This is a genomic window from Micrococcus sp. ACRRV, from assembly GCF_022346985.1.
Classification (GTDB): domain Bacteria; phylum Actinomycetota; class Actinomycetes; order Actinomycetales; family Micrococcaceae; genus Micrococcus; species Micrococcus porci.
Genome location: NZ_JAKRNH010000005.1, coordinates 1 through 15,466, shown reverse-complemented (window position 1 = coordinate 15,466; position 15,466 = coordinate 1). Strand labels below are relative to the sequence as shown.

11 protein-coding genes and 1 tRNA gene are annotated in these 15,466 nt (G+C 71.1%); 1 reads left to right on the top strand and 11 read right to left on the bottom strand.

What is annotated here, in order from left to right:
* Positions 1–52 precede the first annotated feature (52 nt).
* The 9 genes from MHY29_RS01210 to MHY29_RS01170 all read right to left on the bottom strand — a co-directional run bounded on the left by MHY29_RS01210 (position 53) and on the right by MHY29_RS01170 (position 11,878).
* Complete coding sequence (locus tag MHY29_RS01210; protein ID WP_239237991.1) at positions 53–3,949, bottom strand: DNA-directed RNA polymerase subunit beta'; 3,897 nt, start codon at positions 3,947–3,949, stop codon at positions 53–55.
* A gap of 59 nt (positions 3,950–4,008) precedes the next feature.
* Positions 4,009–7,515 (bottom strand): DNA-directed RNA polymerase subunit beta, encoded by a 3,507-nt coding sequence (rpoB, locus tag MHY29_RS01205; RefSeq protein ID WP_239237990.1) that lies wholly within the window; start codon positions 7,513–7,515, stop codon positions 4,009–4,011.
* Positions 7,516–7,824: 309 nt separating this feature from the next.
* Complete coding sequence (rplL, locus tag MHY29_RS01200; protein WP_224356566.1) at positions 7,825–8,211, bottom strand: 50S ribosomal protein L7/L12; 387 nt, start codon at positions 8,209–8,211, stop codon at positions 7,825–7,827.
* 73 nt (positions 8,212–8,284) lie between these two features.
* The gene (gene rplJ, locus MHY29_RS01195) at positions 8,285–8,806 is read right to left on the bottom strand and encodes a 50S ribosomal protein L10 (RefSeq protein WP_224356565.1); all 522 of its coding nucleotides are present in this window, start codon (positions 8,804–8,806) and stop codon (positions 8,285–8,287) included.
* Positions 8,807–9,162: 356 nt separating this feature from the next.
* A complete protein-coding gene (rplA, locus tag MHY29_RS01190; protein WP_224356564.1) occupies positions 9,163–9,873 on the bottom strand; it encodes a 50S ribosomal protein L1 in 711 nt (236 codons plus the stop codon).
* A gap of 80 nt (positions 9,874–9,953) precedes the next feature.
* Positions 9,954–10,385, bottom strand: coding sequence for a 50S ribosomal protein L11 (gene rplK / locus MHY29_RS01185; RefSeq protein WP_239237989.1), 432 nt, complete (start codon positions 10,383–10,385; stop codon positions 9,954–9,956).
* 131 nt (positions 10,386–10,516) lie between these two features.
* Positions 10,517–11,374, bottom strand: coding sequence for a transcription termination/antitermination protein NusG (gene nusG, locus MHY29_RS01180; protein ID WP_224356562.1), 858 nt, complete (start codon positions 11,372–11,374; stop codon positions 10,517–10,519).
* Positions 11,375–11,475: 101 nt separating this feature from the next.
* Positions 11,476–11,727, bottom strand: a complete 252-nt coding sequence (gene secE / locus MHY29_RS01175) for a preprotein translocase subunit SecE (protein WP_224356789.1) — start codon at positions 11,725–11,727, stop codon at positions 11,476–11,478.
* A 78-nt stretch (positions 11,728–11,805) separates the two neighbouring features.
* A tRNA-Trp gene (locus MHY29_RS01170) sits at positions 11,806–11,878 on the bottom strand.
* Positions 11,879–12,067: 189 nt separating this feature from the next.
* On the opposite strand from MHY29_RS01170, the gene MHY29_RS01165 reads away from it, so the two are divergent.
* On the top strand, positions 12,068–13,276 hold the full coding sequence (locus MHY29_RS01165) for a pyridoxal phosphate-dependent aminotransferase (protein ID WP_239237988.1): 1,209 nt from the start codon (positions 12,068–12,070) through the stop codon (positions 13,274–13,276).
* Between the two features lie 70 nt (positions 13,277–13,346).
* Here the strand turns inward: MHY29_RS01165 and MHY29_RS01160 are convergent, their stop codons facing one another.
* Both MHY29_RS01160 and MHY29_RS01155 read right to left on the bottom strand, forming a co-directional pair.
* Positions 13,347–14,036, bottom strand: coding sequence for a response regulator transcription factor (locus MHY29_RS01160; RefSeq protein WP_239237987.1), 690 nt, complete (start codon positions 14,034–14,036; stop codon positions 13,347–13,349).
* Between the two features lie 17 nt (positions 14,037–14,053).
* The gene (locus MHY29_RS01155; RefSeq protein ID WP_239237986.1) at positions 14,054–15,328 is read right to left on the bottom strand and encodes an ATP-binding protein; all 1,275 of its coding nucleotides are present in this window, start codon (positions 15,326–15,328) and stop codon (positions 14,054–14,056) included.
* Between the last annotated feature and the right edge of the window lie 138 nt (positions 15,329–15,466).

The following is a 15,466-nucleotide window of genomic DNA, read 5'->3' as shown; positions in this document are numbered from 1 at the left end:
TGGGGATGCGGCCCGCGGGCCGGCCCCGGCTCACGCCGGGGCCGACGCCGGATCAGGCGCGGAAGTCGCCGCCCCGGCCGTAGTCGTCCAGGGACACCGCGTGGAACTCGGCCTCGCCCAGCGGCTGGTCCAGGCCCGGGTAGTCGAAGTCCGCGAAGCCGACCGGCGCGGCGAACAGGTTCGCCTTGGCCTCCTCCGTGGGCTCGACCGTGGTCTGGGTGTACCGGTCCAGGCCCGTGCCGGCCGGGATCAGCTTGCCGATGATCACGTTCTCCTTGAGGCCCAGCAGCGGATCCTCCTTGCCCTCCATGGCCGCCTGCGTCAGGACACGGGTGGTCTCCTGGAAGGACGCGGCGGACAGCCACGAGTCCGTGGCCAGCGAGGCCTTGGTGATGCCCATCAGCTCGTCACGGCCGGCCGCGGGCTGCTTGCCCTCGGCGACCGCGGCGCGGTTCGCCGCCACGAACCGGGAGCGGTCCGTGAGCTCGCCCGGCAGCAGATCGGTCTCGCCCGACTCGATGACGGTGATGCGGCGCAGCATCTGGCGGACGATGACCTCCACGTGCTTGTCGTGGATGCCCACGCCCTGGGACTGGTACACGTCCTGCACCTCCTGAACGAGGAAGCGCTGGGCGGCACGCGGGCCGAGCACGCGCAGGACCTGCTTGGGGTCCACGGCGCCGGCCACGAGCTGGGTGCCCACGGCCACGTGCTCGCCGTCGGCCACCAGCAGGCGGGCACGGCGCAGCACCGGGTAGGCGATCTCCTCGGAGCCGTCGTCCGGGGTGAGGATCAGGCGCACGGACGCGTCCGTGTCCTCAATCGTCACGCGGCCGGCGACCTCGGAGATCGGTGCCACGCCCTTCGGGGTGCGAGCCTCGAAGAGCTCCTGGATGCGGGGCAGACCCTGCGTGATGTCGTCCGCGGAGGCGACGCCGCCGGTGTGGAACGTGCGCATGGTCAGCTGCGTGCCGGGCTCGCCGATCGACTGCGCGGCGATGATGCCCACGGCCTCGCCGATGTCCACCAGCTTGCCGGTGGCCATGGAGCGGCCGTAGCACTTGGCGCAGGTGCCGACGGCGGACTCACAGGTGAGCACGGAGCGGACCTTGATCTCGGTCACGCCGGCGGCCACGAGCTCGCCGATGAGGACGTCGCCCACGTCGGCGCCGGCCTCCGCGAGGACGGTGCCGTCCTCGGCCGTGACGGCCTGGGCCAGGGTGCGCGCGAAGGCCGAGTTCTCGACCTGCTCGCGCACGACGAGCTCGCCGTCGTGGTTCGGCTCGGCGATCGTCACGGACAGGCCGCGGCCGGTGCCGCAGTCGTCCTCGCGCACGATCACGTCCTGGGACACGTCCACGAGACGACGGGTCAGGTAGCCCGAGTTCGCCGTCTTGAGGGCGGTGTCCGCCAGGCCCTTGCGGGCGCCGTGGGTGGCCGAGAAGTACTCGAGCACCGACAGGCCCTCGCGGTAGGAGGACTTGATCGGGCGCGGGATGATCTCGCCCTTCGGGTTGGCCACCAGGCCGCGGATGCCCGCGATCTGGCGCACCTGGAGCCAGTTGCCTCGGGCGCCGGAGGACACCATGCGGTTGATGGTGTTCAGCTCGGACAGGCCCGCCTTCATGGCCGCGGCGACCTCGTCGGTGGCCTTGTTCCAGATGTCGATCAGCTCGGAGCGGCGCTCGTCGTCCGCGATCAGGCCCTTGTCGTACTGGGCCTGCACGCGCTGCGCCTGGTCCTCGTAGCCCTGCATGATCGAGGCCTTGTCGAAGTCGGACGTGATGTCGGAGATCGCCACGGTCACGCCGGACCACGTGCCCCAGTGGAAGCCCGCGTCCTTGAGGTTGTCGAGGGTCTGGGCGGTGACGACCATCGGGTAGCGCTCGGCGAGGTCGTTGACCAGCTGGCCGAGGGTGCCCTTGGTGGCCTGGGTGTCCAGCCACGGGTAGTCGGCCGGCAGCAGGTCGTTGAAGATGACCTTGCCCAGGGTGGTCTCGATGAGCGCGACCTCACCCTCGGTCCAGCCCTCCGGGGCGGCCACGGCGGCCGACGGGACGAAGCCCTCGACGCCGATGGTCGCCGGCGCGTTCAGGTGCAGCTCGCCGTTGTCGAAGGCCATGACGGCCTCGCCCACGGTGGCGAACTGACGGCCGGCGCCCTTCTCCTCGGCCCGCACCGTGGTGAGGTGGTTCAGGCCGATGATCATGTCCTGGGCCGGCACGGCGACGGCGCGGCCGTCCGAGGGCTTCAGGATGTTGTGGCTCGAGAGCATCAGCAGACGGGCCTCGGCCTGCGCCTCCGGGGAGAGCGGCAGGTGCACGGCCATCTGGTCGCCGTCGAAGTCCGCGTTGAACGCCGAGCAGACGAGCGGGTGCAGCTGCAGGGCCTTGCCCTCGACGAGCTGCGGCTCGAACGCCTGGATGCCGAGGCGGTGCAGGGTGGGGGCGCGGTTCAGCAGCACCGGGTGCTCGGAGATGACCTCCTCGAGCACGTCCCACACCTGCGGGCGGAAGCGCTCCACCATGCGCTTGGCGGACTTCACGTTCTGGGCGTGGTTGAGGTCCACCAGACGCTTCATCACGAACGGCTTGAACAGCTCGAGCGCCATCTGCTTCGGCAGGCCGCACTGGTGCAGCTTGAGCTGCGGGCCCACCACGATGACCGAGCGGCCCGAGTAGTCCACGCGCTTGCCGAGCAGGTTCTGGCGGAAGCGGCCCTGCTTGCCCTTGAGCATGTCGGACAGCGACTTCAGCGGGCGGTTGCCCGGACCGGTGACCGGGCGGCCGCGGCGGCCGTTGTCGAACAGGGAGTCCACGGCCTCCTGGAGCATGCGCTTCTCGTTGTTCACGATGATCTCGGGCGCGCCGAGGTCGAGCAGTCGCTTCAGGCGGTTGTTGCGGTTGATCACGCGACGGTACAGGTCGTTGAGGTCGGAGGTCGCGAAGCGGCCGCCGTCCAGCTGCACCATGGGGCGCAGCTCCGGCGGGATCACCGGGACGGCGTCCAGGACCATGCCCTCGGGCGAGTTGTCCGTGGTGAGGAACGCGTTGACGACCTTCAGGCGCTTCAGGGCGCGGGTCTTGCGCTGGCCCTTGCCGGTCTTGATGGTCTCGCGCAGGAGCTCGGACTCGGCGGCGAGGTCGAAGGTCTGGAGGCGACGCTGGATCGCCTCCGCGCCCATCGAGCCCTCGAAGTACGCGCCGAACTTGTCCCGCATGGCGCGGTACAGGCCCTCGTCGCCCTCGAGGTCGGCGACCTTGAGGTTCTTGAAGCGGTCCCAGACCTGGGCCTTGCGGTCCAGCTCGGCGTCCGCGCGCTTGCGGATCTGGGCCATGGTCTTGTCCGCGGCGTCGCGGGCCTTCTTCTTCTCGGCGGCCTTGGCGCCCTCGGCCTCGAGCTTGGCGAGGTCCCTCTCGAGGTCGGCGGCGACGGCGGCGATGTCGGCGTCGCGCTGGTCCTCGAGGACGCGGGTCTCCTGGTCGTGCTCCGCCTGAAGGTTCGGCAGGTCGCGGTGACGCGCCTCCTCGTCGACGGACGTGATCATGTACGCCGCGAAGTAGATGACCTTCTCGAGGTCCTTCGGGGCGAGGTCCAGCAGGTACCCGAGGCGCGAGGGCACGCCCTTGAAGTACCAGATGTGGGTGACGGGGGCGGCCAGCTCGATGTGGCCCATGCGGTCGCGGCGGACCTTCGAGCGGGTCACCTCGACGCCGCAGCGCTCGCAGATGATGCCCTTGAAGCGCACGCGCTTGTACTTGCCGCAGGCGCACTCCCAGTCGCGGGTCGGGCCGAAGATCTTCTCGCAGAAGAGCCCGTCCTTCTCCGGCTTCAGGGTGCGGTAGTTGATGGTCTCGGGCTTCTTGACCTCGCCGTAGGACCAGCGGCGGATGTCGTCCGCGGTGGCCAGGCCGATGCGCATCAGGCCGAAGGGGTTTTCAGTGGTCATGCTCCGGTGAACTCCTTGGTTCCGTGGTTCTCAGAGGACGTCTGTGGGAGAGGAGAGGATCAGACCTCTTCGACCGAGCTCGGCTCGGCGTGGGACAGGTCGATGCCCAGCTCCTCCGCGGCGCGGTACGTCTCGTCCTCCGCGTCACGCATCTCGATGGTCTGGCCGTCCGCCGAGAGCACCTCGACGTTCAGGCAGAGGGACTGCATCTCCTTGATGAGCACCTTGAAGGACTCGGGGACGCCCGGCTCGGGGATGTTCTCGCCCTTGACGATCGCCTCGTAGACCTTCACGCGGCCGTGGATGTCGTCCGACTTGATGGTCAGCAGCTCCTGGAGGGTGAACGCGGCGCCGTACGCCTCCAGCGCCCACACCTCCATCTCGCCGAAGCGCTGGCCGCCGAACTGGGCCTTTCCGCCCAGCGGCTGCTGCGTGATCATCGAGTACGGGCCCGTGGAGCGCGCGTGGATCTTGTCGTCCACCAGGTGGTGCAGCTTCAGCATGTACATGTAGCCCACGGACACGGGGTCCGGGAACGGCTCGCCCGAGCGGCCGTCGAACAGCTGCGCCTTGCCGGTGGTGCCCATGAGGCGGTCGCCGTCGCGCGTCTTGTTCACGTGACCCAGCAGACCCGTGATCTCGTACGCCTCGGCGCCGTCGAACACCGGGGTGGCGACGTTCACCGGACCGGACTGCCGCGGGAAGTCCGGCAGGTCCTTGATCCACTCGGGCTCGCCCTCGATGTCCCAGCCGCGGGAGGCGGCCCAGCCGAGGTGGATCTCCATGACCTGGCCGAGGTTCATGCGGCCGGGCACGCCGAGCGGGTTCAGCACGACGTCGACCGGGGTGCCGTCCGCCAGGAACGGCATGTCCTCGAGGGGCAGGATCTTGGAGATGACGCCCTTATTGCCGTGGCGGCCAGCCATCTTGTCGCCGTCGGTGATCTTGCGCTTCTGCGCCACGTAGACGCGCACCAGCTGGTTGACGCCCGGGGGCAGGTCGTCGTCCTCGTCGCGGTCGAAGATGCGCACGCCGATGACGGTGCCGGACTCGCCGTGGGGCACCTTCAGGGAGGTGTCGCGCACCTCGCGGGACTTCTCGCCGAAGATGGCGCGCAGCAGGCGCTCCTCCGGGGTCAGCTCCGTCTCGCCCTTCGGGGTGACGCGGCCGACCAGGATGTCGCCGGCCTCCACTTCGGCGCCGATGTGGATGATGCCGCGCTCGTCGAGCTGGGACAGCACCTCCTCGGACACGTTCGGGATATCGCGGGTGATCTCCTCGGCGCCCAGCTTGGTGTCGCGGGCGTCGACCTCGTGCTCCTCGATGTGGATCGAGGTGAGGACGTCGTCGGAGACCATGCGCTGGGAGAGGATGATCGCGTCCTCGTAGTTCAGGCCCTCCCAGGGCATGAACGCGACGAGGAGGTTCTTGCCGAGCGCGAGCTCGCCGTTGTCGGTGGCGGGGCCGTCGGCGATGATCGACAGCCGCTCCACGCGATCGCCCTCGGAGACGCGCACCCGCTGGTTGTAGGCGTTGCCCTGGTTCGAGCGGGAGAACTTCATGATCGGGTAGTGCGTGGTGGAGCCGTCGTCGTTCATGACGGTCACCAGGTCCGCGGCCACCTCGGTGACGACGCCCGGCTGGGCGGCGGTCACGGAGTCGCCGGCGTCCACGGCCACGTACTTCTCCATGCCGGTGCCCACGTAGGGGGCCTCGGACTGGAGCAGCGGCACGGCCTGGCGCTGCATGTTCGCGCCCATGAGCGCGCGGTTCGCGTCGTCGTGCTCGAGGAACGGGATCAGGGCGGTCGCCGCGGACACCATCTGGCGCGGGGACACGTCCATGTAGTCGATGTCGTCCACGGTGGACAGCACAGGCTCGCCGCCGCCGCCGCGCTGACGGCAGAGCACGAGCTCCTCGACGAAGCGGCCGTCCTCGTCCACCGGCGCGTTGGCCTGGGCGATCTGGAAGGCGAGCTCGTCGTCGGCGGTGAGGTAGTCCAGCTGGTCGGTGACGCGGCCGTCGACGACGCGGCGGTACGGGGTCTCGATGAAGCCGAACGGGTTGATGCGTCCGAAGGTGGCCAGCGAGCCGATCAGGCCGATGTTCGGGCCTTCCGGGGTCTCGATGGGGCACATGCGGCCGTAGTGCGACGGGTGGACGTCGCGGACCTCCATGCCGGCGCGGTCGCGGGAGAGGCCGCCCGGGCCCAGCGCGGACAGGCGACGCTTGTGCGTCAGTCCGGCCAGCGGGTTGTTCTGGTCCATGAACTGGGACAGCTGGGAGGTGCCGAAGAACTCCTTGATCGCCGCCACGACGGGGCGGATGTTGATCAGGGTCTGCGGGGTGATCGCCTCGACGTCCTGGGTGGTCATGCGCTCGCGCACGACGCGCTCCATGCGGGACAGGCCGGTGCGGATCTGGTTCTCGATCAGCTCGCCGACCGCGCGGATGCGGCGGTTGCCGAAGTGGTCGATGTCGTCGACCTCGACGCGCACCTCCACGGGCTCGCCGTCGCGGGCGCCCTTGATCGTCTTCTCGCCGGCGTGCAGCGCGGCGATGAAGTGCACCATCTGGACGATGTCGTCCTCGGTGAGCACGGAGGCGTTCGGATCGCCGAGGTGCACGTCCACGCCCAGCTTGCGGTTGAGCTTGTAGCGGCCCACCTTGGCCAGGTCGTAGCGCTTCGCCGTGAAGTACAGGTTGTTCAGCAGGTTCTGCGCCGCGTCGACGGCCGCGGGCTCGCCCGGGCGCAGCTTGCGGTAGATGTCGAGCAGGGCCTCGTTCTGGTCCGCGGTGCCGTCCTTCTCCAGGGTGGCGCGGATGGAGTCGTACTGGCCGAACTCCTCGAGGATCCGGGACTCGGTCCAGCCCAGGGCCTTGAGCAGCACGGTCACGGGCTGCTTGCGCTTGCGGTCGAGGCGGACGCCGACCTGGTCGCGCTTGTCCACCTCGAGCTCGAACCAGGCGCCGCGGGAGGGGATGATCCTGGCGGAGAAGATCTCCTTGTCCGAGGTCTTGTCCGGGGTGCGCTCGAAGTAGGCGCCCGGGGAGCGGACCAGCTGGGAGACGACGACGCGCTCCGTGCCGTTGATGATGAACGTGCCGTTGCGGGTCATCAGCGGGAAGTCGCCCATGAAGACGGTCTGCTGCTTGATCTCACCGGTCGTGTTGTTCATGAACTCGGCCTTGACGTACAGCGGGGCGGCGAAGGTCGCGTCGCGGTCCTTGCACTCCTCCTCCGTCATCTTCGCGTCCGCAAACTCCGGATCGGAGAAGGACAGGGACATGGTGCCCTGGAAGTCCTCGATCGGGGAGATCTCCTCGAAGATGTCGGTCAGGCCCGACGTCACGGAGACGGAGTGGTCGTCGGCGGCGACGGCCGCGTCCACGCGGGCGGCCCAGCGCTCGTTGCCGATCAGGCGGTCGAACGACTCGGTCTGCAGCGCCAGCAGATCCGGCACATCCAGCGGCTCATGGATCTTGGCGAAGGAGATGCGTCCGGCCGAGGCGGCGGAGCGGGGGGAGACGGCAGCGGTTTCGTTGGAGGTGCTCGAGGCGACCACGTAGGATCCTTCCACAGGACTGCAGGGTTCCGGTCAGCCTCCCCCGCTGCGAGGCATCAGGACCGGGCCCACCGCTATATGAAGGCCGCGCAGTCCCTCCCGTCGTCACCCGTTTCCGGGCACGCTGGGACAGGGGAGGTGCAAAGAACCATCCTAACCCGGGGTTCCACCCTCGTCCACCCCCTCCACGGTGATCCCGCGCACCCGTCGGCGCCCCCTCCCCCACGACGACCGGACCCCCGTCCGATCCGCGCGGGGCGGGTCGGACGGGGGTCCGGTGAAGCGGGATCGCGGCTCAGGCCGCGGTCGTCACTTGAGGGTGACGGTGGCGCCGGCGCCCTCGAGCTGCTCCTTGGCCTTCTCGGCGGTCTCCTTGTTGACGCCCTCGAGGATCGGCTTGGGGGCGCCGTCGACGAGGTCCTTGGCCTCCTTCAGGCCGAGGGAGGTCAGGGCGCGCACCTCCTTGATGACGCCGATCTTCTTGTCGCCGGCGGCCTCGAGGATGACGTCGAACTCGTCCTTCTCCTCGGCGGCGGCGGCATCGCCACCGGCGGGGGCGCCGGCGGCGGCCATCGCCACGGGGGCGGCGGCGGTGACGTCGAACTTCTCCTCGAACGCCTTGATGAACTCGGACAGCTCGATGAGGGTCAGCTCCTCGAACGCGGCGAGCAGCTCTTCGGTGGTCAGCTTGGCCATGATGGCTCCTTTGCGTGTACGACGTGTGTACGTGTGAAAGTGGGTGGGCCGTGCAGCCCGGGTGGGGGCTGCGTCAGGCAGCCTGGTCCTGCTGGGCCCGGAGGGCCTCGACCGTGCGGGCGGTCTTCGACAGCGGGGCCTGGAACAGGGCGGCGGCCTTGGACATGCTGCCCTTCATCGCGCCGGCGAACTTGGCCAGCAGCACCTCGCGGGACTCGAGGTCCGCGAGCTTCTCGATGCCGGCCTCGTCCAGGGGCTGGCCATCCATGTAGCCGCCCTTGAGCACGAGCTTGTCGTGGTCCTTGGCGAAGTCACGCAGCGCCTTCGCGACGGTGACCGGGTCACCGGTCACGAACGCGATCGCGGTGGGGCCGGCCAGGTGGGCGTCGAGGCCCTCCACGCCGGCTTCCTTCGCCGCGATCTCGGTGAGCGTGTTCTTCGCCACGGAGTAGGTCGCATCCTGACGGATGGAGTCGCGGAGCTGCTTGAGCTCGGACACCGTCAGACCACGGTATTCCGTGAGAACAGCGGCGCTCGAGCTACGGAACAGGTCCGTCAGCTCGGCCACCGCCGACTCCTTCGCGGACGTCGCCATGGCACTCCTCTCGGTGGTTCTGGGGACCGCCTGGGGCCTCACACGAGAAACGCCCCGTGCAGATGCACGGGGCGCGACATGACGCGGACGCCGTCTCCGGGGAGAGGCGCCGACATGGGGCTCAGCTGCACCTGCGCGGGCCGCCTCCATCAGGAGGGCCTTCGGCAGGCGCGAGGAGCGGAAGCTCATCGACCTGCGACCGGCGGTCTTCGGTGCTCCCATCGTACACGGTCGATCGGCCGTCGCCAAATCCCCCGGCGGCCACGCGCGGAGCCCCGGGACGCGGCGACGGCCGGCCGCCCCGAGCGGGGCGACCGGCCGTCGCGGTGCGCGGCGTGCGCCGCGTGCCGGACCTGTCAGGCCTGGGCCTCGTCCTTCGGCGGGGCGGCGTTCGGATCCATCTGGACGCCGGGGCCGAAGGTGGTGGCCACGGTGGCCTTGGAGATGTAGCGGCCCTTGGAGGAGGACGGCTTCAGGCGAAGCACCTCCTCGAGGGCGGCGGCGTAGTTCTCCACCAGCTGGTTGGCCTCGAAGGAGGTCTTGCCGATGATGAAGTGCAGGTTCGAGTGCTTGTCGACGCGGAAGTCGATCTTGCCGCCCTTGATGTCGGCCACGGCCTTGGCCACGTCCGGGGTCACGGTGCCGGTCTTGGGGTTCGGCATCAGGTTGCGGGGGCCGAGGACCTTGCCCAGGCGGCCGACCTTGCCCATGAGCTCCGGGGAGGCCACGGCGGCATCGAAGTCGGTCCAGCCGTCGGCGATCTTGGCGATCAGGTCGTCGTCGCCCACGTGGTCCGCGCCGGCGGCGCGGGCGGCCTCGGCGCGCTCACCGGTGGCGAACACGACGACGCGGGCGGTCTTGCCGGTGCCGTGGGGCAGGCTCACGGAGCCGCGCACCATCTGGTCGGCCTTGCGGGGGTCGACCGACAGGCGGAGGGCGACCTCCACGGTGGCGTCGGTCTTGGAGGGGTTCGTCTCCTTGGCGAGGGCGATCGCCTCCGCCGGGGCGTAGACGGTGTCCCCGATCGCGGCCTTGGCCGCCTTGTATGCCTTGCTGCGCTGTGCCATCTGCTCTGTTCTCCTTGTGCAGTCGTGGTCTGTGTGGGCCGCGCTCGGCCCTGCCACTGGGAAGGGTGGGGGGGTGGGCGTCAGCCCTCGACGGTGATGCCCATGGAGCGGGCGGTGCCGGCGATGATCTTGGCGGCGGCCTTCACGTCGTTGGCGTTCAGGTCCTCCATCTTGGACTGGGCGATCTCCTCGCACTGCGCCTGGGTCAGGGTGCCGACCTTGGCGGTGTGGGGGGTCGGGGAGCCCTTCTGGACGCCCGCGGCCTTCTTGATCAGCTCGACGGCCGGCGGGGTCTTGGTGATGAAGGTGAACGACCGGTCCTCGTACACGGTGATCTCGACCGGGATCACGTTGCCGCGCTGGGCCTCGGTGGCGGCGTTGTAGGCCTTGCAGAACTCCATGATGTTCACGCCGTGCTGACCGAGGGCCGGACCGATGGGCGGGGCCGGGTTGGCCGCGCCGGCCTGGATCTGAAGCTTGATCAGACCGGCGACCTTCTTCTTGGGAGCCATGAGTGGATCCTTCTCTCACTGGGGGACCCGCGGCGCAGGAGCGCACCGCGGAGGGTGGCCGCCGTGGCGCGGCGGCCGGGACCGCTCCCCCACCGGCAGGCGGCCGGCGCGGGGCGGAAGACTGGGGGTCCTCAGATGACCTTGGTCACCTGGTTGAAGGACAGGGTCACGGGGGTCTCGCGCTCGAAGATGGACACGAGCACCACCAGCTGCTGGGTCTCCGGCTTGATCTCGGAGATCGTGGCCGGGAGGGTCTCGAACGGGCCGTCGTCCACGGTGACGGACTCGCCGACCTCGAAGTCGACGTGGATGGCCGGGGCGCCCGCCGCGCCGGACTCGGCGACGGCGACCGGGACCAGGCCGGCCTTCTCGGCCTCGCGCACGGCCTCCTGGACCACGGAGGGGGCGAGCATGTCGTACACCTCGTCCAGGGTCAGGGGCTGCGGGTGGTGGGCGTCGTTGCCCACGAAGCCGGTGACGCCGGAGGTGTGACGCACGACGCCCCACGAGGCGTCGTCGAGGTCCATGCGGACCAGCACGTAGCCGGGGATGCGGACGCGGGAGACGATCTTGCGGGTCGTGTTCTTGATCTCCACGACCTCCTCCATGGGCACCTCGATCTCGTAGATCGAGTCCTCCATGTCCTGGGTCTGGATGCGCGCCTCGAGGTTCGTCTTCACGCGCTTCTCGTAGCCCGCGTAGGTGTGGACGACGTACCAGTCGCCCGGCTGACGGCGCAGGCGGGTGCGCAGCTGCTCGGCGGCCTCGACGTCGGGCTGGGCGGGCGCCTGCCCGGCGGCGTCGAGCTCCTCGGCGGAGGGGGCCTCTGCGGCGTCCTGGTCACCCTCGGCGATCGCGAGGTCGGCCTCCTGCACGGTCTGCTCGGCCTCCTCCGCGGCGGTGTCCTCCACGGGGGCCTCGAGCGCGGTGGAGTCCTCCGCGACGGCGGTCTCCTCGACGTCCTGACGATCCAGTTCCTGCTCGGACACGGCTTCCTGCTTTCTGCTCACGGGGCTCGGACGGCCCGCGACGGGCCGGTGCGGACGGGTGCTGCGCGTGCCGGCCGCCGCTCTCCCGCCGGGCGGGCGCCTCAGGCGGGGCCCGCTCCGAACAGCAGACCCGCCAGGGTGCCGAACACCCAGTCGAGCCCCATGACCAACAGGATCATGACGGCCACGAAGGCGAGCACCACGCCGGTCATCTTCAGGAGCTCGTCGCCGGTGGGGGTGACCACCTTGCGGAGCTCGTCGAGGACCTGGCGCAGGAACAGCGCGATCCGACCGAACGGCCCGCGGCGACGGGACTCGGGCCCGGAAGCCGAGCTCCCGTGGTTCGCCGTCATCTCAGTCACGTGGCCTCACTCGATCGGATCGCCGGAACGCTGACACGTCCAGTGCCGGACACGAGGTCCGGCACCGAGCAGGGCAGACAGGACTCGAACCTGCAACCTGCGGTTTTGGAGACCGCTGCGCTACCAATTGCGCCACTACCCTAGGCTGCCGCGTCCGTCGCCCGGGGAATCCCGGGCACCGTCCCGCGGTACCGAGGATCCAGGATACGCCATGACGCGCGCGCCGTCGAACCGGGCGGGCACGTCGGCCCCCGAGGGCGGTTCAGTAGGCTGGCCCCACGGCCGGCGCGTCCGCGTCCGGCGCCCTCCCGAGCAGATGAGGAAGGTCCCCATGGCCACCCCCGCCCACCGCGTCTCCGCGCGACTCTCCGCGATCGCCCCCTCGGCCACGCTCGCCGTCGACGCCAAGGCCAAGGCGCTGAAGGCGGCCGGCCGGCCCGTCATCGGCTTCGGGGCCGGGGAGCCCGGCTTCCCCACCCCGGACTACATCGTGGAGGCGGCCGTCGCCGCCGCCCGGGACCCGAAGAACCACCGCTACTCCCCCGCGGCCGGACTGCCCGAGCTGCGCGAGGCGATCGCCGCCAAGACCCTCCGGGACTCCGGAGTGGAGCTCGACGCCTCCCAGGTCCTGGTGACCAACGGCGGCAAGCAGGCCGTCTACAACGCCTTCGCCGCACTGCTCGACCCGCAGGACGAGGTCCTCGTCCCCTCCCCCTTCTGGACCACCTACCCCGAGGCCATCCGCCTCGCCGGCGGCGTCCCCGTGGACGTGTTCGCCGGGCCCGATCAGGGCTACAAGGTGACCGTGGACCAGCTCGAGGCCGCCCACACCGAGCGCACGAAGGTCCTGCTGTTCGTCTCCCCGTCCAACCCCACCGGCGCCGTGTACTCCCCGGAGGAGACCCGGGCGATCGGCGAGTGGGCCCTCGCGAAGGGCCTGTGGGTCGTCACCGACGAGATCTACGAGCACCTCACCTACGACGACGTGCCCTTCACCTCCATCCTGAAGGCCGCCCCCGGCCTCGCCGAGCAGGGCGTGATCCTCAACGGCGTCGCCAAGACCTACGCCATGACGGGCTGGCGCGTGGGATGGCTCGCGGGCCCCCTCGACGTCGTCAAGGCCGCCACGAACCTGCAGTCCCACGCGACCTCCAACGTGGCCAACGTGTCCCAGCGCGCCGCCCTGGCCGCCGTGGCCGGGACGCTGGACGCGGTCGAGGAGATGAAGACCGCCTTCGACCGCCGCCGCCGCGCCATGGTCGAGGCCTTGAACCGCGTCCCCGGCTTCCACTGCCCGACCCCCGAGGGCGCCTTCTACGCCTACGTGGACGTGCGCGAGGCCCTCGGCCGCACCTACACGGGCGGCGTCACCCCCGCCACCTCGGCCGAGCTGGCCGACTTCATCCTCGACCAGGCCGAGGTCGCCGTGGTGCCGGGCGAGGCCTTCGGCCCGTCGGGCTACCTGCGCCTGTCCTACGCGCTCGGCGACGAGGACTTGGCCGAGGGCGTCGAGCGCATCCAGGCCCTCCTCTCCGCCTGATTTCTCGCCTCCCCGGGCCCCGCGTTGCGCCGACGCGGGGCCCGGGCACGCCCGGGACGGGCCTCCGGGCTCAGGCCCAGCCGTGGCGCGCGGCCCAGCGCGTGAGCTCGTGGCGGTTGGAGAGCTGCAGCTTCCGCAGCACGGAGGAGACGTGGCTCTCCACCGTGCGGTCCGAGATGAACAGCTCGGCGCCGGCCTCGCGGTACGTGTAGCCGCGCGCGATCAGCCGCATCACCTCGCGCTCGCGCGCCGAGAGACGGTCCAGGTCCCCCTCGGACGGGGCCGACCCCGCGGGCGCGGACTCCGTCGGCAGGCCCCGGAGGGCATCGAGCACGAACCCGGCCAGGCGCGGGGAGAACACCGCGTCGCCGCCGGCCACGCGCAGCGCGGCCTCCACGACCTCCGCCCCCGCGGCGCTCTTCGTGATGTAGCCGCGCGCCCCCGCGCGGATCACGGCGACGACGTCCTCGGCAGCATCCGAGACGGAGAGGGCAAGCAGGCGCTGGCCCGGACGCTCGGCCAGCACACGAGAGGCGACCTCGGCCCCGCCGCCGCCCGCGCCCCCGGGCAGGTGCACGTCCAGCAGCACGACGTCCGGGGCGAGCTGAAGGACCACTCGCACGGCCTCGTCCACGTCCCCGGCCTCCCCCACGATCCGCAGCCGGGAGGCGTCCAGGTCCGCCCTCAGCCCCGAGCGGAAGATCGCGTGGTCGTCCACGACCACCGCGGTGGGCACGACGGGATCGGCATGCACGGTCATGGCTTCATCCTGCCCGGTCACGCGCGGCCGCGCCCCTCACGCAGGCCGACGCCCGGGGCGCCGGGATCCGCGAGCGACAGCTGCACCTCGGTGCCGGACGGGCCCGAGCGGATGCGCGCCGTGCCGCCGGCCCGGCGCATGCGGCCCAAGATCGACTCCCGCACCCCGAGACGATCCGCCGGGACGTCCGCCAGGTCGAAGCCGGTGCCGCGGTCCCGGATGAAGACCTCCGCGAGCGTGCGCCCGCCGTCGTCCTCGGAGACCTCGACGAAGACCTGCACGTCACCGGCGTGACGCGCGGCGTTGACCATGGCCTCCCGCGCCGCGGACGCCAGCGGCTCGAGCCACGGGCCGGACGCCTCCCCCACCGACACGACCTCGACGCGCCGCCCGAAGGCGTCCTCGACGGCGGCCGCGTGGTCCTCCACCGCCTCGGCGAGCGTGCCGTGGGCGCGGGCCGAGTCCAGCGCGAGGAACTGGCGCAGCTCGCGCTCCTGGGCGCGGGCCACCCGCGCCACGGTCTCCGGGTCGTCGGCCCGCCGCTGGATGAGCGCGAGGGACTGGAGCACGGAGTCGTGCAGGTGGGCGGCGATCTCGTCACGCTGGGCGCGGACGGCGGCTTCCGTCCGCTCCTCGTCACGTCGCCGTCGGCGGGCCAGCACGAACGGCATGGCCACGAGCGCCCCGCCCGCGAGCAGGGCGACGGCGACCAGCAGCCCCAGCCACAGGTCTCCGGCGGTCACCGCGCCGACGACGATCGCGAGGACCCCCAGCAGCACGAGCGCGGTGCCGAGTCCGAGGCGCGCGCGCCGGGCCCACCGGCCGCCCTCGGGCCCGTCTGCGGCGCCAAGCTGCATCCAGGCCAGGCCGAGGCCGATGACGAGCACGGCCACGGGCCCCACGAGCGCCCAGTCCACGGGCACGCCGAGTCCGTCGGCGACCGTGAGCACGCCCACGCCCAGGACGACCACGGCCAGGAGGATCGGCCAGCCACCCTCCCTGAGCCGCTCGAGGACTTCCGGCGCGCGCCCCCGCAGGGTGGGGGCCGGACCGGCCGGGGCACCGTCGGGGCCCTCCTCGGGCATGAGGAGCCACAGCCACGCGTAGAGGGCGATCCCCGCCCCGCCCGCGAGGGCGAGGACGGCGAAGCCGGCCCGTGCGAGACGCGGATCGAGGCCCAGGTGGCGGGCCACCCCTCCCGCGACGCCGGACACGGGCCGGTCCGCGGCGTGGCGCAGCAGCGCCGGGCGTGCGGAGAGGTCCGCGGGCGGCGGGATGGCGGGGGCGGGCATGACCCCATCCTGCCGGGTCCTCCGGGTCCGCACATCCGGGACCGGCTCCGGGATCCCCCGGATGTGCGCGGGGCCGTCCCGGAGGACGATGGAGCCATGGACACCGCACACGACCCCTTCCCCGCACCACGGTCCTCC

Coding starts and splice junctions, on each gene's coding strand:
- MHY29_RS01210 (WP_239237991.1), bottom strand. CDS start 3,949: ATGACCACTGAAAACCCCTTCGGCCTGATGCGCATCGGCCTGGCCACC.
- rplL (WP_224356566.1), bottom strand. CDS start 8,211: ATGGCCAAGCTGACCACCGAAGAGCTGCTCGCCGCGTTCGAGGAGCTG.
- rplJ (WP_224356565.1), bottom strand. CDS start 8,806: ATGGCGACGTCCGCGAAGGAGTCGGCGGTGGCCGAGCTGACGGACCTG.
- rplA (WP_224356564.1), bottom strand. CDS start 9,873: ATGGCACAGCGCAGCAAGGCATACAAGGCGGCCAAGGCCGCGATCGGG.
- rplK (WP_239237989.1), bottom strand. CDS start 10,385: ATGGCTCCCAAGAAGAAGGTCGCCGGTCTGATCAAGCTTCAGATCCAG.
- secE (WP_224356789.1), bottom strand. CDS start 11,727: ATGACGGCGAACCACGGGAGCTCGGCTTCCGGGCCCGAGTCCCGTCGC.
- MHY29_RS01165 (WP_239237988.1), top strand. CDS start 12,068: ATGGCCACCCCCGCCCACCGCGTCTCCGCGCGACTCTCCGCGATCGCC.
- MHY29_RS01160 (WP_239237987.1), bottom strand. CDS start 14,036: ATGACCGTGCATGCCGATCCCGTCGTGCCCACCGCGGTGGTCGTGGAC.
- MHY29_RS01155 (WP_239237986.1), bottom strand. CDS start 15,328: ATGCCCGCCCCCGCCATCCCGCCGCCCGCGGACCTCTCCGCACGCCCG.